Here is a 17,507-nt window from a genome sequence, read left to right as displayed (position 1 = left end):
TCAGTGCCCCTTGAATTCGGGGGTGCGCTTGCCCATGAACGCGCTCACCCCTTCGCGATAATCCTCACTGCGCCCGGCCAAACGCTGCAGGTCACGCTCCAGTTCCAGCTGCTGGTCGAAGCTGTTGTCGAAGCTCGCGTTGAGGCTGCGCTTGATCAGGGCTAGCCCGTAGGTGGGCTGGCGCGCTAGGTGACGGGCGAGGGCAAGGGCTTCATCGCGCAACTCGGCATCGTCCATCACGCGGTGGATCAGCCCCCAGCGCTCGGCCTGTTCTGCGCTCAGCCGCTCGCCGAGCAATGCCAGAGCCTTGGCCCGTGCCATGCCCACCAGGCGCGGTAGCTGCCAGGTGCCGCCAGAATCTGGGACCAGGCCGATCTTGCAGAACGCCTGGATGAACGACGCCGAACGAGCGGCCAGTACCAGGTCGCAGGCCAGCGGGATATTCGCGCCGGCACCTGCGGCTACACCATTGACAGCGCAGATCACTGGCATTGGCAGGTCGCGCAAGGTGCGCACCAGCGGGTTGTAGAATTTATCAATGGACTCGCCCAGGTCAGGCATGACCGCACCAGGGGCCACGTTACGGTCGGAAAGATCCTGGCCTGCGCAGAAACCGCGGCCCTCACCGGTTAGCAATAGCACGCGGGCACCGCTGCCCTGGCGCACTTGCTTGAGTGCCTCGCGCACCTCCAAATGCATTGATGCATTGAAGCTGTTCAGCTGCTCGGGCCGGTTCAGCGAGAGGAGGGCAACGCCGTCCTCGATGGAAAACAGGATGTGCTCGAAAGTCATGACAGACTCGCTCCGTCAGTCGAAGGGAAGGGCAGGTCAGCGGCCTTTGAACTGGGCCGGGCGTTTTTCCTGGAAGGCACGGATGCCTTCATCACGGTCGGCGGTGCCGGCCAGCAGGGTGAAGGCGTGACGTTCAAAGCGCAGGCCGCTGGCCAGGTCGGTATCGCCGGCCTTGAGCAGCGCTTCTTTAGCCAGGCGCACGGCCAGTGGCGCCTTGGCAGCGATGCTGCGGGCGACCTGGGTAGCACGCTCGACCGTCAGTTCGGGTTGGGTGATCTCGCTGACCAGGCCGGCCTGTAGGGCATGCCGGGCGCCGATGGCTTCGCCGGTCAGCACCATCTGCATGGCCAAGGGCTTGCCTACCGCACGCAGCAGGCGCTGAGTGCCGCCGGCGCCGGGGATGATGCCAAGATTGATCTCTGGCTGGCCAAAACGGGCATCCTCACCCGCGATGACGATGTCGGCGCACATCACCAGTTCGCACCCTCCGCCCAGGGCGTAGCCGTTCACGGCAGCAATCAGGGGCTTGGAGAATGCGGCGATGCGCTGCCAATGGGCGACGCGTGGGTCGTTGAGGATACCGACCAGGTCGCACGCGGCCATTTCTCGAATATCAGCCCCGGCGGCAAACGCTTTACGGTTACCTGTGACGACCACTGCGCGGGTGTGTTCATCGCGTTCGGCGTCTTCCAGTGCAGTGGCAAGCTCTGCCAGCAGGTCAGTGCACAGGGCGTTGAGTGCCTCTGGCCGTTGCAGTGTAACGAGCCGAACGCCGTGCTCCGGCGCCTGCACTTCTAGATAACGAGGCATGCTGGGTTCCTCAGGCTGCACGCACGGCACATCACATGGCCGGCATTTCTTGGAATTGTCTGCAGAGGCAACGGGTGACCGTGCCCAGGTGGGATCAGTATAAGCACTTTGTGATACGGGAAATCAATAGTGATGTACAGTATTGGTATCTGTTTCCCTGGGTGTGATTCCTTGACCCGCTAAGTAATTCAGGATTTACAGAGCATTTTCGGGGTTTGACGCAGGGCTATGTTGCGATACAGAATTTGTCACAACGACAAAATATTGAGGAATTTATAATGCCTTGCTATCGCCTCGACGGCCTGACTCCAGTCATCCACCCGACCGCCTATGTTCACCCTAGCGCCGTGCTGATTGGTGACGTCATCGTTGGCCCCGGTTGTTATGTGGGCCCATTGGCGTCACTGCGTGGGGACTTCGGGCGGATCGTCCTGGAAGAGGGCGCCAACCTGCAGGACACCTGCGTGATGCATGGCTTCCCTGGAGGCGACACGGTGATAGAGCGAAACGGCCATGTTGGGCACGGTGCGGTACTGCACGGTTGTCGCGTGGGCGAAGATGCGCTGATCGGCATGAATGCCGTGGTGATGGACGGTGCCCACATCGCGCCACGCTGCATCGTCGGCGCCACAGCGTTCGTCAAGGCTGGCTTCCACTGCCCGGAACAAAGCCTGGTAATGGGTACCCCGGCCGTGGCCAAGCGTCCGCTGACGGACCAGGAGCTCAGTTGGAAACAGCGCGGCACCGCTGAATACCAACACCTCAGCCAACGCTGCATGGCCAGCATGGTGGAGTGCCCGCCATTGACCGAGGCCGAGGCTCAGCGCCCACGAATGGGGGACGGCGGCTTGCGGCCCAAAGGTGAGGAGGGCGCATGAACCTTCCTGCCGCACATAATGGCCAGGCGGCCCGTCGCACAGGTATAGTCGGGGCTTTATCCGCGCACAGTTCCTTCATGAGCAACCTCGCCCCGCTGAACAACCTGATCACCCGCTTCCAGGAGCAGACGCCGATCCGCGCCAGTTCGCTGATCATCACCCTGTACGGGGATGCTATCGAACCCCATGGCGGCACGGTCTGGCTCGGCAGCTTGATCAACCTGCTGGAGCCGATCGGTATCAACGAGCGGCTGATCCGCACATCGATTTTCCGCCTGACCAAAGAAGGCTGGCTGACTGCAGAAAAGGTTGGCCGACGCAGCTATTACAGCCTGACCGGTACCGGGCGGCGACGCTTTGAAAAAGCCTTCAAGCGCGTGTACAGCCCAAGCCAACCGGCCTGGGACGGCGCCTGGACCCTGGTTTTGCTGTCGCAACTCGAGGCCGGCAAGCGCAAAGCGGTGCGTGAAGAGCTGGAATGGCAGGGCTTCGGTGCCATGGCCCCGAACGTGCTCGGTTGCCCACGGGCAGACCGTGCCGACCTGGCCGCGACCTTGCGGGAACTGGAAGCGGGCGACGATAGCATCGTGTTCGAAACCCATACCCAGGAAGTGCTGGCCTCCAAAGCCATGCGCGCACAGGTGCGAGAAAGCTGGCGGATCGACGAGCTGGGGCAGCAGTACAGCGAGTTCATCCAGCTGTTCCGCCCGTTGTGGCAAGGCTTGAAAGAGCAGGAAGAGCTCGACGCCCAGGACTGCTTCCTTGCACGCATCTTGCTGATCCACGAGTACCGCAGGCTGCTGCTGCGCGATCCGCAACTGCCGGACGAGCTGCTGCCCGGAGACTGGGAAGGCAGGGCGGCGCGGCAGCTGTGCCGTAACTTGTATCGACTCGTATGCGCCAAAGCCGAAACATGGTTGAACGCCGCACTGGAAACTGCAGATGGGCCGTTACCGGACGTCAACGAGAGCTTTTACAAGCGGTTTGGCGGGTTGGTCTGAGGTGGCCTGAATATAACTAAACTAAATATTCATTTAGCATAGTTATAGATCAAGCTAATAATTAGGCGTTTCGGCAGGGCGCGATAAGCCCACGCGCACATCGCTTACATCTTCCTCAGGCCGCCGCCGCATGCCTGGGTGGAGGGCTTTGAATACGCTGTAGCCAATCACAGTAACGGGCCACACCTTGCTCGACGGTCAACGTCGCCGCCTCGAAACCGGCGTTGCGCAAACGCCCCAGGTCAGCACAGGTGTAGCACTGGTACTTGCCGCGCAGATGATCGGGAAACTCGCTGTATTCCAGTATGCCCTCAAGCAAGGCCGCTTCGAGGGTCAGCTGGGGTAAACCCTGGTGCTCTCGTAGCCTGTTGATCACTGCAAGGGCAACGTCATTGAAGGCCTGGGCGCGACCGCTGCCGACATTGAAGATGCCGCTCAATTGTGGTCGATCGAGGAAGAACAGATTGACCCTGACCACATCATCCACCGAGACGAAATCACGCAGGTGGTCACCGCTTGGGTAATCCCCATAGCTGCCGAAAAGGCTCACCTTGCCATAGGCCTGGTATTGGTTGAAGCAGTGAAGGGCCACAGATGCCATCGCACCTTTGTGCTGCTCGCGGGGACCGTAAACGTTGAAATAGCGTAAACCTACGATTTGGCTGCGTGAACCTGACAGCTGGCGGCGCACCTGTTGATCGAACAGGAATTTGGAGTAGCCGTAGACATTCAACGGGCGCTCGCATTCGCGCTGTTCATGGAAATCCTGTTCAGCACCGTAGACCGCTGCTGAAGACGCGTACAAGAGCGGAATCTGCTGCCGTTGAGCAGACTCCAGCAGGTCCCGACTGAACCGATAATTGTTGTCCATCATGAAACGTCCGTCGGTTTCGACAGTGCTTGAGCATGCACCTTGATGCAGCACCGCACGCACCTTGCCGAATTCTCCGCGACTGAAACGTTGAAGGAAGTCGTCCTTATCCAGGTAATCAGCGATGTCGCTGTCCGCCAGGTTACAAAATTTGTCGCCATCGCTCAGATCATCGACGGCGATGATCTCGGTTTCGTTGCGCTGGTTGAGCGCCTGAACGAGGTTGCTACCGATAAAGCCCGCGGCGCCGGTTACGATAATGGTCATGCCAGATTCCCCGTGAGGGTGCGGAGCCCGCAGTTTAGTAGAGGGAATTTGGGCGATTATTAATCGGGGTCAAAGGTTTGTGGAAAATTGGGGCGCGCGTAGCTTTGAATGCTGCTGACTCATGGGTGCGTATCTCTGCACGAACCTGCGCATAATGCATATTATGTTAAACTGGATGCTATGTCCGATATGTTCATAAGCCACGTAACCGGTTTGGACGACTAGTCTTGCAACGGGCCATGTGTTTTGAGGCTATCGCTAAATGAGGCGACTCATCATTAGTCATGCTTAACCCATTGATCTGATTGAATAAAATCGACCATTAAGGCAATGCCCTGCGAATTAAAGCGACATCTGTGCTGCTCAGCCTCATCATCTGAAGCCAAAGTGCCCAATTTTTTGAGTCAGACATCGATTCCTAAACCTTTTAGCGTTGGCAATTAATGAGGAGTTTTTCCCACTCTTCGGAGTAAGCGTCGTGAATCGACGAAAAATCCTCCCTTCAGAATGCAAGATTGAGGCGACTCTCCCGCGCTCGTGCAACAGATTGAGGCGACTTTCCCAGGTTTTGGAATCAATAAGGCGACTTTCCCACGCCTTGGAAGTAATGAGGCGACTTTCCACCAGCACCGCTGCTGCGTTCAAGTATGGCTTTAAGGATGTTTGTGCAGCTTTTATATCAGTTAGGGAGTATAGGGAAGTATCCAAATTTAAGAGCGCTTGATGAGCGCATTTGCCTGAACCTGAAGGAGCGCGCAAGACATCTGTCATTGATCCAGTCACGGCACTCTCATGTTGCGCCTAGCTAGGCTTGTCGTTACCATCAGTCATTCGACGCTTTTTCTTCGCAAAAGGTTGAAACTTCCGATTACTGTCATAACTGGAAGTCTATTGTATTCAAAATTCTGGCTGGTACTTCATGGCGCGCGCACCCCAACCCTTGTTCGAAACCCACGATAACTTCATCGAGCAGGACTTCAGTTTGCACGGCTCACCGCTGGCCTGCGTCGGCGCCTTTCTGGGCGAGTGTAACGCCGCACTGGAGGCTGACCGCGGCTACGCCGCGGTACGTTCGTTTCTGCGCGCCTTTTCCGACAACGCCCAGACGTTCAACTCGTACCGCAGTCATACCGAGCGCTTACTGCTGTGGGCGCTGCTGGTCCAAGGCAAACCGCTGAATCAACTCAAACGCCAGGATGCCCAAGACTATCTGAACTTCTGTCGAAACCCGCCAGATGACTGGATGGGTCCGGTGACCCGCAGCCGGTTCGTCAGTAACCCGCACGCGCTCGATGCCCGCGAGGCCTACATCCCCAACCCCAAATGGCATCCGTTTAATAGCAAGTCCCGCAAAGTGATCGCTGCAGAAACTCCCAGCACCCCGGAGTATCATGCTGCGAATGGCACGTTGAATCAGGTGTATACGGTCTGCAGTCGCTTCTATGAGTTTCTTGTTGAAGATGGCTTTGCTCAGACGAACCCCTTTCGGCTCCTTAAAAAAGGCAATCGATTCTCCACGGAAGCGCTGGGAGTTACTTCTTCGCGGGCACTTACGCCGTTGCAGTGGGACTTTGTGCTGGATACCGTTGAAGCAATGGCGAACGCCGAACCGGAGCGGCATGAGCGAACATTATTTATTGTTGCTACGCTGTTCGCCATGTACCTGCGGGTTTCAGATCTCTCCGGTCGTAAAAACTGGAAACCCACAATGGGTGACTTCCGCTTGGATGATGAAGGCAATTGGTGGTACTTCGCGGTGGGTAAAGGCAACAAGGCGGCGAAGATTGCCGTGCGGGATATCTACGTAGAGCGCTATTTGAAACGTTATCGGCGATTCCTGGGACTTCCCGAGTTACCTCATCCAGGAGAAACTACGCCTCTGATCACGACGCTCAACGGCCGCGCCGGTTTGTCTGATCGACAGATCCGCGCCCTCCTCCAAACCGTGTTTGATAAAGCCGTAGAGAAGATGCGCAGCGAAGGCCGCGCGAACCACGAGATGGAAAGTCTGCGCTGTGCGTCTGCGCACTGGCTACGTCACACCTCGGCCACCTTTGACGCGCCGCTGCGAAATCCTAAGGACCTGCAGGAAGACTTGCGTCACAGCAACCTCAGTACGACCCAGAACACCTATTATCACTCGCATGATCAGGAGCGCGCACATTCGGTCAAGCGCATTGGCATGCGTGACCGCGGTTGAACTCGAATCACTTGGTCGCCGATCGCCAGCCTGCCCTCCAACATGGCACGAATCCATTTTCTAGGAATTCACAGTGAAAATTACCGGGCTGGTCGAGATTGAGTGCATAACCGATATCATGTGTGACGTCTGCGGGAATTCTACGCGCCTGGCTGCGGGCATTTATCAGTATGGAACCCTACAAGCCCACTGGGGGTATGGCAGCGAACACGACGGCCAGCGATTCGAGGTACACCTCTGTGAGCACTGCTTTTTCCAGACCCTGGCGTACGTGAAGCAAGAGCGACGTGTTCAACAGCTGTTCAGTGATGAGCCGAAGGCTGAGAGCGGTGATTTGGGCTTGGTCGCCCAGGACGACTACTTCCAGGACGCGGGCCGCCGTTGACTGGTCGACCATTAGTCAGCCGGTGGATCCGAATTAGTGGTGGTCTATCTCTCAGCGGGCAGCTCAGAACTGGCTGCTGGCATCCCCTACCCCCTAATTCTTAAGGAGGGTCTCGCAGATGAGCGAAATTCGAAAGGCGAGGAATGTTGCCGGTCGAGAGGCGATTTTCCAGTCCAAGGCACAATCCAGAGTCATGGCCAGCGGAGATTGGCTGACCTGGCCTGAGCTAAATGCGCTGCTGCCGGAGTTAGCAGAGCAACTCAGCGCCGGCGCTCCTGGCCGGTATTTAGACGGTGCAATCTTCTCTATCAACTACGAGGGCGTGGAGTACTTTCCACGTTTTGCCATCGATGCATGCGCCTTGGCCATTGCGGCCCGGGGAATACAGCGCGTCATCGCTGTGCTGGCCACCAGGCTGAATGGCTGGGGCATGGCGTTATGGTTCGAATCATCCAATTCGTATTTGGGCGGTAAGCTGCCGAAGGACATCATATCGTCCGACCCCGACGCGGTGGTTCAAGCCGCACAGTACGAGATAGATGGGGCCTTGCATGGTTAGCGCTGCTCGTAGCTAGGCCCATCGCCGCGCCTCGCTCGCTATACCCAAGAGACAAAACCGCTTTATTTAGCGACGCCCTCCTCCATTCAGGCTTCCGGCCGGCAGTCTTCGGCAGTGCTAGTCAGGAATCTTCCACGATTCTCGACACGGTGTCCTGTACAGGCCAATTGAAAAACGGGGAGCAGCGGCGGTGGCCATAGGCATTTTGGATGTAGAAGGGGCCACCTTAGCCATGGAATGATCTACGCATAGCTACGCTGCTCCCCGAAGCGGGTTTCAGTGAGCAGCGATGGTAGTCGATCCAGGACGACATGAACACTATAGCGCTCATTTTGGGCGCTGAATCGACGGTCAAGGCTTGAGCGCCTCTTTTTTCACCTGTTTGATCAGCCCGTCGAAGCTCACCTCCGGGTCTTGGATAAGATACGCAGATACGATGAGGCTGAGTGGGTGGACACCCATGCGGCCGGCCAGCTCTTCAATTTTTTGGATGGTCGGCGACTTGAGTCCTCGTTCGAGGGAGCTTACGTAGGTTCGACTACTGACTACGGCGAAATCTTCCTGGGTCAGATCGTGCGAAATGCGCATGCGCCGCAGTGCCTCACCCAGGGATTCACGGATTTCCATCATCATTCCTCATAAAAGGAATGATGAAGCGCTATCGAACACGATAGGGCTACAATCTATAGTGTTCATTGTGGGATAATTTGAGTTTTCCAGCCCTGGTGACTGGTCGCCTAGGGGTATGCAGCGCTCAGTGGAGCCCGTTTTGATCTATTTGTCCGAATCTCACACCCGTACTGTCCGTACGGGTTCCTATTGTGAAATTGAAGGGATGTGCTTTTGGGTAACCTTGCGGCCGCTTTTCAACGGTGAGAGCGAGCGAGCAGCTGTGGTTGAAGATGCCTACGAACTCAACGTCTTCCTGTCCCAGGCAACGGGCGTCGAGATCGCGCAGGTACAAATGCTATGCCCTCCTTCCATCACCGGACGTCCGCACTGGAGTCTGGAAGAGCTTCGTAAGATTGTGATTCACCGTGGGCTTGAGTCCTCGCAAAGCGCAGTGATTTACGAGACTGCGGTGGCCACCTACAAATTAGGTGACCTCGATTTACGCCTGCGGAAACGGTCACACGCGTTGTACTCAGCGCGAAACCTGAAAGCGCGAATCACCAGCGCGGCCCCTCAACCTAAGTCTGCTGACGAACCGCAGTTGTACGCGCACTTTTGATGTAGGAACGCACACCGTCGTTGAACGGTGAAGCGTCCACACATGTTTTTTCGGCGCGAGGCCCCCGAATTGGTTGTTCACTGATCCGATGCCACCCGCGGCCGCTCTCCTGGCAGCCTTCCCTGCCCCACGTTAGGAAGATGAGTACTCATGGACACCCTAGCAAAAGCCGCAGACGCATTGCGGGATGCGCAACATATCATGGTGTTTACCGGCGCTGGCGTTTCTGCCGGCAGCGGCATTCCGACTTTTCGTGACCGACTAACCGGGTTGTGGGAGCGCCAAGACCCTCAACGGTTAGAAACCGCGAAGGCATTTCGCGAAAACCCGGCGCTGGTTTGGGGCTGGTACCTATGGCGTCGCCAGCAGGTCATGCAAGCTCTGCCCAATGCGGCACATCAGGCGATCCACCGGTTATCTGGCAGCGGTCGGAGTGTCACTGTGGTTACTCAGAATGTTGATGATCTGCACGAGCGGGCGGGCAATCAGGACGTGCTTCATCTCCATGGCAGCCTGACGCTTCCCAAGTGTTTCAGCTGTCATCGCTCTGTCGCGGGATCGCTTGAATTTCCGAGCTTTCCAGCGGAAGGCGCATTGATAGAACCGCCCCGCTGCCGACGGTGCAACGGTCGCTTACGTCCAGCTGTGGTGTGGTTTGGTGAGGATCTTCCGCCAGGCGCATGGAAAACCGCCAGTCGAACAGCACGACAGTGTAATGTCATGCTTTCTATCGGGACTTCCGGCGTGGTCCGGCCCGCTGCTGACTTACCAGAAATGGCGTTGGCGTCTGGTGCAGTGGTGATACACGTCAATACCCTAGATGTATCCATGAATGGGCCGAAAGAGATCATGCTGATTGGCCCCGCTGAGAAAATACTGCCCGATCTGGTTGCTCTGGCGCTGAACGACTGAGTTATCGCAGCGCTGCCAGTGTTTATTTCGTCCAAGCTCTCCCTTCGTCTGTTCCACTTGGCGGGCCTTAAAAAATCCGTGAGAATGTCATTTGGCCATTACCAAATGTACGGAACACTCATATGCCACGGAAGCGCAAAGGGAGCGGCGGCGGGTCGATCGCTCTGTACGCCCTGTTATTTGTTATTGCCCTCTTGGCACAGATCCCTAAACAGGTGTGGATTGCCATTGGGGTCGTCTTGGGCATAGGCGTATTGATATGGGCCGTCAGACGTGCCACCCGGGCAAAGCCTTACGTTCCTGAAGATGACTTTTCTGTCGAGATCGCTGCGGTGTCTCGACACGCAACGTCCCCCAGTGTCACTGTCCAGTTCAGCACCAGTACCCGCGAACCAGACTTCCATACTGTCCAGGTCGGCTCCTCCAGCGACAGTCAGAGTTACGCCATTCCAAAGCCAAGTGCCAAGCCCGCGGGGGTTCGTTGGCTGGCTGAAAATGAGTCCGTTAACGTGGCTGGGTTGGCCATCCCCGGCGGACTGCTTTACATCACCGAGCGGGCGACTCAATTTGGCCAAACTGAACCGTCCCTGATCGACGCCACGCTCCGTGTCGCGCGCTCACCGATGAACCTCACCGAGCGACAGATGCCGTACTGGCCAAGCTACCGGAGCATCACGCCCGAGGCGCGGCGAGCGTACCTGCAATGGTTGGCAGGAGGTCGTCGCCAGCCTGCTGATGCGGGTTACGTGTTCCTGTTTTTCTATGGGCTTGAACGCCGTGCGCTGATCGATGCACCGACCGACCCTCAGGCCAAGGCAGAAATCCCGGCCATCAAGGCCGAGGTCGAGCGTTTACTTGGTCTTTACGGCGATAACAATTCTTTCCGCGGTTACGCTACCCGTTTCCTCGCCCATATCGACGCGGGCGCTGTTCAGCCTCAGAGCTACCTAAGCGAGCCCGGCGCCAGCCCCGCAGATGGGTATGAGCTACCTATGTCCCTGCGCGTTGCGCTGGGACAGATGGCCGTGGACAAGTATCCGCTTAATTCGAGCTGGGCATTGGCCTGGGCGCTTGCAGAGCCCAACATCTCCAGGCGCACACCTGTGACGCGGTGTCCCGAGCAATTCGCAGCGCTCTTCAAACACGAATTCGCGAAGCGCTATCCCAGCGGCATTGTGCTGCCTCAGAACAAGACCAAGCTGAAGGTCGCCTATCGACCCGCTACTGCCGGATTGAATATTCCGGCAGTAGCCGTAGGTGACCTTCCTGATGTCGCGGCGACCTCAGGAACGCGTAACAAGCTGCAGGTCATTGTCGAGGACTGCACCTCCGTACTCGACGCTTTCAGTCGGTACCTAGGGCGTAATCCAGACGCCGGAGATAGCCTGGAAGCCATCCTGCAGTTGCCAACCGAACTCTGGCCTATTGAGGCAAAAGCAGAGCTCGAACAGTTGGAGCAACGCGTCGGGGGCGAAACCATCTGCATGAGTTTCGGAGAGCTGGCAGGTCGATTCAAATCGGCCGGCGCGCTTTCCCGTGACAAAGTGATCGCCCTTGCCCGGGCGTTGGAGAGCAAGCGGATCGGATTGGAACCCGACGTCCTGTCTGGCAGCCGCACCCCCAAGTCTGAAGACACCATCGCGCTGTTCGCGGCGGACTCTGACGAAGGCACGCTTCGCTCTACCGATGCCTACAGCGCCGCAGCAGTGACGTTAGACCTGGCCAGTGCAGTCGCTGCAGCAGACGGTGACACCTCGCTTGAAGAAGTAAGTCTGCTCTCAGGCCACATTGACTCGTGGGATCACCTCTGCATCGCGCATCGCAAACGCCTGAAAGCGCACCTCCAAATTCAGCTGAAGCAACCGCCCACGCTGGCAAGCCTCAAGAAGAAGCTTGAGCCCTTGACCCTCGAGGCCAAACGGAAAATTGCCAGCTTCCTGGCCCACCTGGCACATGCGGATGGCGAGGTGACGCCGCAGGAAGTGAAGCTGCTTGAGCGCGTGTACAAATCGCTCGCTCTCGATCCGCAGTTCGTCTACAGCGATCTCCATAGTGCAGCCGTTCGCCCTTCCCAGGTCATGGAGGCAATGCCTTCGACTGTCGCGCCGGCGACTGCGACGGAGGCGTCAGAAGGCATGGGTTCAGGCTTCGCACTGGACATGAGCAAGGTCGCTCGTCTGCAACAAGAAACGGCAGAGGTGTCGGCGCTTCTGGCCAGCGTCTTCAATGAAGAGTCTCCCCCCGAAACATCTGGCGCCTCGGCACCAGAAACGCTTCAAGATCAGGAGGGCAGTAGCGCCGAACAGCTTGCTACCGTTCATGGTTTGGACGTCGAGCATTCTGCCTTCCTCCGCCTGTTGGTTTCTCGGACTGAATGGAGCCGCGCTGAGCTGGAAGACGCAGCCAGTGATATGGAATTGATGCTGGATGGCGCCCTGGAACGGATCAACGACACAGCATTTGAGCTGTTCGACATGCCCGTGACTGAAGGCGATGATCCCATCGAAATCAACCCCGAAATTCTGGATGAATTAGCCCTATGAGTAAGATACGAGCCAAGGATCGCGACGCGGTCATTCAATCGCTGCGTGCGGGTGTTGTGCCCCGTGTAGGGCAGCACCTGATCCAGGTAGGTCGGGCGGGTGAACTCGACTCGCTGCTCAAGGATGTGGATCGTCTCGCAGATGGCGGCTCCGCATTCCGCGTCGTCGTTGGCGAGTATGGCGCGGGTAAAACCTTCTTCCTCAACCTGGTTCGCGGCATCGCAATGGAGCGCAAGCTCGTCACCATGCACGCTGATTTGAATCCGGACCGTCGTCTTCATGCTTCGGGTGGTCAGGCGCGATCCCTTTACTCCGAACTGGCCAAGAACATGGCCACGCGCACCAAACCCGATGGCGGCGCGCTCCAGGGTATCGTTGAGAAATTCATTTCCCAGGCTAAAACGGAAGCCAAGGCTAAAGGTGTTGAGAGCGAGGTCGTCATTCGTGAGTACCTGGCGGAGCTCACCGAAATGGTCAACGGTTATGACTTTGCCGACGTCATTGCTGCCTATTGCCGCGGTTTCGAGGAAGGCAATGAACAGCTTAAGGCTGATGCCATCCGCTGGCTGCGCGGGGAATTTTCCACCAAGACCGATGCCCGCGCTGCGCTAGGCGTCCGCACGATCGTCGACGATGCCTCCGTTTACGATCAATTGAAATTGCTGTCGCGGTTCGTGCGTCTGGCTGGCTTCGGCGGACTGATGGTGTGCCTGGATGAGTTAGTCAACCTGTACAAACTGGCGAACACTCAGGCCCGGAATGCCAACTACGAACAGATTCTTCGGATCCTCAATGATTCGTTGCAGGGCTCGGCTGAAGGCCTGGGCTTTGTGCTGGGCGGCACGCCAGAGTTTCTGATGGACACGCGTCGGGGGCTCTACAGCTACCCTGCCCTGCAATCGCGTCTCGCAGAAAACAGCTTTGCGAAGTCTGGACTGGTTGACCTTTCTGGGCCTGTCATTCGGCTCAGCAGCCTGACCCCTGAAGACTTCTACGTGCTGCTGCAGAAGCTGCGCAATGTCTATGCCTTCGGCGAAGCTGAGAAGTTCTTGCTGCCGGACGAAGCCATCCCAGCGTTTATGGCGCACTGCAACCAGCGCTTGGGCGAGGCCTATTTCCGGACGCCGCGCACGACCATTACCGCTTTCATCAACCTGCTCGCGGTCATCGAGCAGAACCCTACAGCGGACTGGCGCACCTTGCTGGGCGCGGTGGAACTGGCCAAGGATGAGGCTGGCCAACAGGATCTTGAAGTTGAGGCCGACGATGAGCTCGCCAGCTTCAAGCTCTGACTCTTCTTCGTTTGAGCGTCTTCATCCCGAGGTTCAGCAATGGGTCTGGTCACAGGGGTGGACGTCGTTACGTGATGCCCAAGAGTGGGCGGTACCAGCGTTGGTGGGCGCTGATCGCGATGTGATCATTGCAGCGTCTACCGCAGCAGGCAAAACGGAGGCCGCATTCCTCCCTATCCTGACCAACCTGCTCAACGACCGCGAGCCCGCCGGCGCAGTGCTATATATCAGCCCACTCAAGGCACTGATCAATGACCAATGGGACAGGCTCAGCCGGCTGTGCGAGCGGCTAGAGCTCCCCGTCGTTGCCTGGCATGGTGATGTGGCAGCAAGCAAGAAACAACGGTTCCTGAAATCGCCTGAGGGCATCTTGCTGATCACGCCGGAGTCCCTCGAAGCCCTCTTCGTAAACAGGGGCTCAAGTTTGCCCGGGGCTTTTCAGAACCTGCGCTACATCGTCATCGATGAGCTTCATGCCTTCATTGGCAGTGAGCGCGGTAAGCAACTGCAATCGCTCATGGAACGGGTTGAGATCGTCGTAGGCAGGGCGCTGCCTCGCGTAGGACTTTCCGCGACGCTTGGGGAGATGTCGCTGGCCCGGAAGTTTCTGAGGCCGGTTCGCCCGGATGACATCACCATCATTGAGTCGAAATCCTCTAACCAAGAACTCCAGGTGCAAGTCCGCGGCTACCTTGAACAGCCGATGCAACAGGTGGTGGCGGAATACCCTGGGAAATCGTCAACAGATGAAGGCGACGAACAGGAGGAGACCTCTGGCACCAAGGTGGCAATTGCAGGCCATCTGTACAAGGTGCTGAGAGGGCACAACAACCTGATCTTCCCCAACAGGCGCCAAGAGGTTGAATGGTTTGCCGACCGACTGCGCTCACTGTGCGATAACGATGGCGTGCCAAACGAGTTCTGGCCGCACCACGGTAGCTTGTCCAAGGAACTGCGCCAGGATGCCGAGCGCGCGTTGAAGGCGGGAGATCCTCCTGCTTCTGCCGTATGCACTACTACCTTGGAGCTGGGTATCGACATCGGTAACATCCGGACGGTCGCACAGATCGGTTCCCCACCCTCTGTGGCAAGTCTCAGGCAACGGCTTGGCCGCTCGGGTCGTCGACCCGGTGAGCCTGCAATGCTCAGGGCGTACTGCCGAGAGCGCCCCTTAACGGATCAGTCTGATCTCTCCGATCAGTTGCGTGAGGGCCTTGTCCAAACGGTCGCTATGATCCGCTTGCTGATCGGTGGATGGTTTGAACCACCTCGGTCGGGAGGCTTGCACGCCTCGACACTGGTGCAGCAGTGCTTGTCGTCAATTGCTCAGCTCGGCGGTGCCTCGGCAGCGCAATTATGGGGAAATCTCATAGCAAGCGGCAGTTTTGCGAGCGTCACCAAGCCTGATTTTCTGTCTTTGCTGAAAGGTATGGGTGAGAAAGAGCTGATCGTCCAGGACAGCTCAGGACTTCTGCTGCCAGGCGAACTCGGGGAGCGATTGATCAACCATTATGAGTTCTACACTGCATTCACGAGCGATGAAGAGTTTCGTTTACTCAGGGATGGCAAGCCACTTGGCTCGCTGCCCGTCAGCAAACCCCTGACCAAGGGGCAACGCATCATTTTCGGCGGCAGACGTTGGCAGGTTCAGAGTGTCGACCTGGAAGCGAAGATGATCGTAGTCACGCCGGCGCGGGGCGGCGAGCCCCCTCAGTTTGATGGGCTAGGTGCGCAGGTGGATGATCGCGTCAGGCTTGAAATGCGAAACGTGCTGATGGAAACCACCCCCTGTCCTTTCCTGGACAAGCACGCTCAAGTCCTTCTGGAGGAGGCTCGGAGTAACTTCCGTGCCCTCGGATTGGGTAGCACGGCAATTGTTGGCTCCGCCAGTGTCAGCTACGTGGCGACCTGGCGAGGGGACTACACCAACGATGCGCTGGCCTTGCTGCTCCGGCATGTGGGCATTCACTGTGAAAACACAGGGCTCTTCCTGGAAGTTGCATTCAGTGAAGAGGATACGTTGCGAGCGTTGCGCGTGGTCGGTCAAATGGATATTTCAAATGTAGAGCCCATCTTGGAGAGCGTAGAAAACATGATCCGAGAGAAATGGGATTGGGCCCTTCCCCGCTCGCTCCTAATGAAGTCATTTGCCTCGAGCCATCTTGATCTCCAGGCCGCGGTTTTAACAGCACGACTTCTTGGCGAAGAGGCGTAGGGCGAGGCTAGCGCCCATGGCGTCTCCTCTCCTAGGATTTAGGCCTTGTTGGATGAATCGAAATCATCTACGATCTCTTCATACACCACTTGGTTAGGAGTCAGCACGGTAGCTGATTTCGCCTTGGGATATGCGAAAGCACATAAAAGCCACCTCCTGGGTGGTTTTTTTGTGCCTGCTGTTTTGGCCCCTGACGGACACTTCCAGCCTGTAGCAAAGACCCGACGCAAGTATCCCGACTCCAGGCTTGCTGGTCCACGTAATGGTGGCCAAGTTTGCCGATCACTTGCCGCTGTACCGGTAGGAGAAAATTTTTGGCCGCATCGAGCTGGCAATCGCTTTCTCGACCATAGCCCAGTGGGTTGGGCAAACTGACGTGCAATTCCGGCCGCTGGTCGATGCGCTGAGTGAACCTGTGCTGAAGCAGAGCGTGATTCAAGCTGATGAAACGCCCGTGCAAATGCTTGCGCCGGGCGAAAAGAAAGCCCATCGGGCCTACGTCTGGTCCTACAGCACTACGTCGATCTTGACGCTCGACTTTAGCCCAAGTCGCGCTGGCGAACACGCGCGCAACTTCTTGGGCGACTGGAACCCACTCATATTAGGTCTGATAAGCGAACGTTATCTGGCCTTGGGAGTGCCGTTGGGGCGGACTCGCTGGCTCACGCCACTACCGTGGCAGCCGAAGCGCTTACTGACGCCTTTGCGGCGTGGATATTGATATGGGTCAGTACCGCCCTGCTGCTGCCACCGATTGCCCTACCTAGAGGGCACCTCCCGACCCGAAGCTGCCCTTCACGAAGGGCAACAATCTGCCAATGGCGGTCATTCAGGCCGATTACAAAGGGGTTTCATTCAGCTTGATCCACATTTTTCATCGCGGCTTTCATACTCTCAAAATATCGCTTTTCGAGTATACCCAGAGCCTTAAAGGCCTTGACCCGCTTAGTCGGATCGTCAATGTCTAAGTTCTCGCCAGCCTTATCCAACTCAGCATGCGCGAAGTCAGCAAATTTATCGATGATTTCGGGCATCGTCATTAACATGCTTGCGTCGTATTGCTGCAACGCTTTGGACGTGAAATAAGATCGCACAGCATGCGCCCGCTCCGAAACTTTGGAGCTCCATATCAGCTGCGCGAGACCGACGCCTTGCTGAATCCCTCCAAGCATTACTTCAATAAACTGTATCAAGCCGACGTGGCTAATCATGAGTTCAGCAGAATCATGATATTTTGTGTTAACCAACACATTTTTTAGCCGCCGATCTGCTGTCACGAAAATAGATTTTTCGCCCTTTTCAAATTCGCTAATGAGCACGGAGACCTGAATAGCATCATGCTCAATCAGCAAAGGCGTTTTACCATGAGACAGGGAATTGGCATACGCCCGTTCCATGATGCTGTAGAGCTCTGAAAATACGGTGTTTTTAGGTATTGAAACGACCTCAAAACCTTGTTTGATCAACCAAGTCTTGAGCTTGGACTCATTGCTGAACGGAGCAAACCGAGCTAGATAGTCCGGGAATGTGATCTCCTGGTTATTGGCGATC

15 protein-coding genes and 1 pseudogene are annotated in these 17,507 nt (G+C 57.1%); 11 read left to right on the top strand and 5 right to left on the bottom strand.

Annotated features, from left to right (window positions below; genetic code table 11):
- Together paaG and paaF are read right to left on the bottom strand one after the other, a co-directional pair.
- Positions 1-792: a 2-(1,2-epoxy-1,2-dihydrophenyl)acetyl-CoA isomerase PaaG gene (gene paaG / locus APH34_RS19375; RefSeq protein WP_054902507.1), complete on the bottom strand. Its 792-nt coding sequence runs from the start codon at positions 790-792 to the stop codon at positions 1-3.
- Between the two features lie 36 nt (positions 793-828).
- Positions 829-1,602: a 2,3-dehydroadipyl-CoA hydratase PaaF gene (paaF, locus tag APH34_RS19370; RefSeq protein ID WP_054902506.1), complete on the bottom strand. Its 774-nt coding sequence runs from the start codon at positions 1,600-1,602 to the stop codon at positions 829-831.
- A gap of 278 nt (positions 1,603-1,880) precedes the next feature.
- Between paaF and paaY the strand changes: the two genes are divergently transcribed.
- Positions 1,881-2,480, top strand: coding sequence for a phenylacetic acid degradation protein PaaY (gene paaY / locus APH34_RS19365; RefSeq protein ID WP_054902505.1), 600 nt, complete (start codon positions 1,881-1,883; stop codon positions 2,478-2,480).
- A 77-nt stretch (positions 2,481-2,557) separates the two neighbouring features.
- A complete protein-coding gene (paaX, locus tag APH34_RS19360; RefSeq protein ID WP_177337039.1) occupies positions 2,558-3,481 on the top strand; it encodes a phenylacetic acid degradation operon negative regulatory protein PaaX in 924 nt (307 codons plus the stop codon).
- 115 nt (positions 3,482-3,596) lie between these two features.
- Here paaX and rfaD read toward each other — a convergent pair whose 3' ends face one another.
- A complete protein-coding gene (rfaD, locus tag APH34_RS19355) occupies positions 3,597-4,619 on the bottom strand; it encodes an ADP-glyceromanno-heptose 6-epimerase (RefSeq protein ID WP_054902503.1) in 1,023 nt (340 codons plus the stop codon).
- Between the two features lie 919 nt (positions 4,620-5,538).
- Between rfaD and APH34_RS19350 the strand changes: the two genes are divergently transcribed.
- The 3 genes from APH34_RS19350 (at position 5,539) to APH34_RS19340 (ending at position 7,763) form a co-directional block, all read left to right on the top strand.
- On the top strand, positions 5,539-6,819 hold the full coding sequence (locus APH34_RS19350; protein WP_047149825.1) for a site-specific integrase: 1,281 nt from the start codon (positions 5,539-5,541) through the stop codon (positions 6,817-6,819).
- A 73-nt stretch (positions 6,820-6,892) separates the two neighbouring features.
- Positions 6,893-7,204, top strand: coding sequence for a hypothetical protein (locus tag APH34_RS19345; RefSeq protein ID WP_009681873.1), 312 nt, complete (start codon positions 6,893-6,895; stop codon positions 7,202-7,204).
- A 118-nt stretch (positions 7,205-7,322) separates the two neighbouring features.
- Positions 7,323-7,763: a hypothetical protein gene (locus APH34_RS19340; protein WP_009681872.1), complete on the top strand. Its 441-nt coding sequence runs from the start codon at positions 7,323-7,325 to the stop codon at positions 7,761-7,763.
- 351 nt (positions 7,764-8,114) lie between these two features.
- On the opposite strand, the gene APH34_RS19335 is transcribed toward APH34_RS19340, so the two are convergent.
- Positions 8,115-8,390: a helix-turn-helix domain-containing protein gene (locus APH34_RS19335; RefSeq protein WP_016487079.1), complete on the bottom strand. Its 276-nt coding sequence runs from the start codon at positions 8,388-8,390 to the stop codon at positions 8,115-8,117.
- A gap of 142 nt (positions 8,391-8,532) precedes the next feature.
- Between APH34_RS19335 and APH34_RS19330 the strand changes: the two genes are divergently transcribed.
- The 6 genes and pseudogenes from APH34_RS19330 to APH34_RS28810 all read left to right on the top strand — a co-directional run.
- On the top strand, positions 8,533-8,994 hold the full coding sequence (locus APH34_RS19330; RefSeq protein ID WP_172828431.1) for a hypothetical protein: 462 nt from the start codon (positions 8,533-8,535) through the stop codon (positions 8,992-8,994).
- A 150-nt stretch (positions 8,995-9,144) separates the two neighbouring features.
- A complete protein-coding gene (locus APH34_RS19325; protein ID WP_033690120.1) occupies positions 9,145-9,906 on the top strand; it encodes an NAD-dependent deacylase in 762 nt (253 codons plus the stop codon).
- Positions 9,907-10,028: 122 nt separating this feature from the next.
- Positions 10,029-12,449, top strand: coding sequence for a TerB N-terminal domain-containing protein (locus APH34_RS19320; RefSeq protein ID WP_009681867.1), 2,421 nt, complete (start codon positions 10,029-10,031; stop codon positions 12,447-12,449).
- Complete coding sequence (locus tag APH34_RS19315; protein WP_009681866.1) at positions 12,446-13,741, top strand: ATP-binding protein; 1,296 nt, start codon at positions 12,446-12,448, stop codon at positions 13,739-13,741. Before APH34_RS19320 ends, APH34_RS19315 begins: the two co-directional genes overlap by 4 nt.
- Entirely contained in the window at positions 13,716-15,956 is a 2,241-nt protein-coding gene (locus tag APH34_RS19310; protein WP_033690117.1) for a DEAD/DEAH box helicase, read from the top strand. Before APH34_RS19315 ends, APH34_RS19310 begins: the two co-directional genes overlap by 26 nt.
- A gap of 223 nt (positions 15,957-16,179) precedes the next feature.
- Positions 16,180-16,548: pseudogene (locus APH34_RS28810) on the top strand (transposase); the annotation flags it as partial.
- A gap of 259 nt (positions 16,549-16,807) precedes the next feature.
- Here the strand turns inward: APH34_RS28810 and APH34_RS29585 are convergent.
- The coding region (locus tag APH34_RS29585; protein ID WP_177337038.1) for a hypothetical protein at positions 16,808-17,507 on the bottom strand (700 nt) is incomplete at its 5' end.

This window comes from Pseudomonas sp. NBRC 111131 (genome assembly GCF_001320525.1).
GTDB classification, from domain to species: Bacteria; Pseudomonadota; Gammaproteobacteria; order Pseudomonadales; family Pseudomonadaceae; genus Aquipseudomonas; species Aquipseudomonas ceruminis.
The sequence above is the reverse complement of the archived record's forward strand: the minus strand, read 5'-3'. Positions and strand labels throughout refer to the sequence as shown.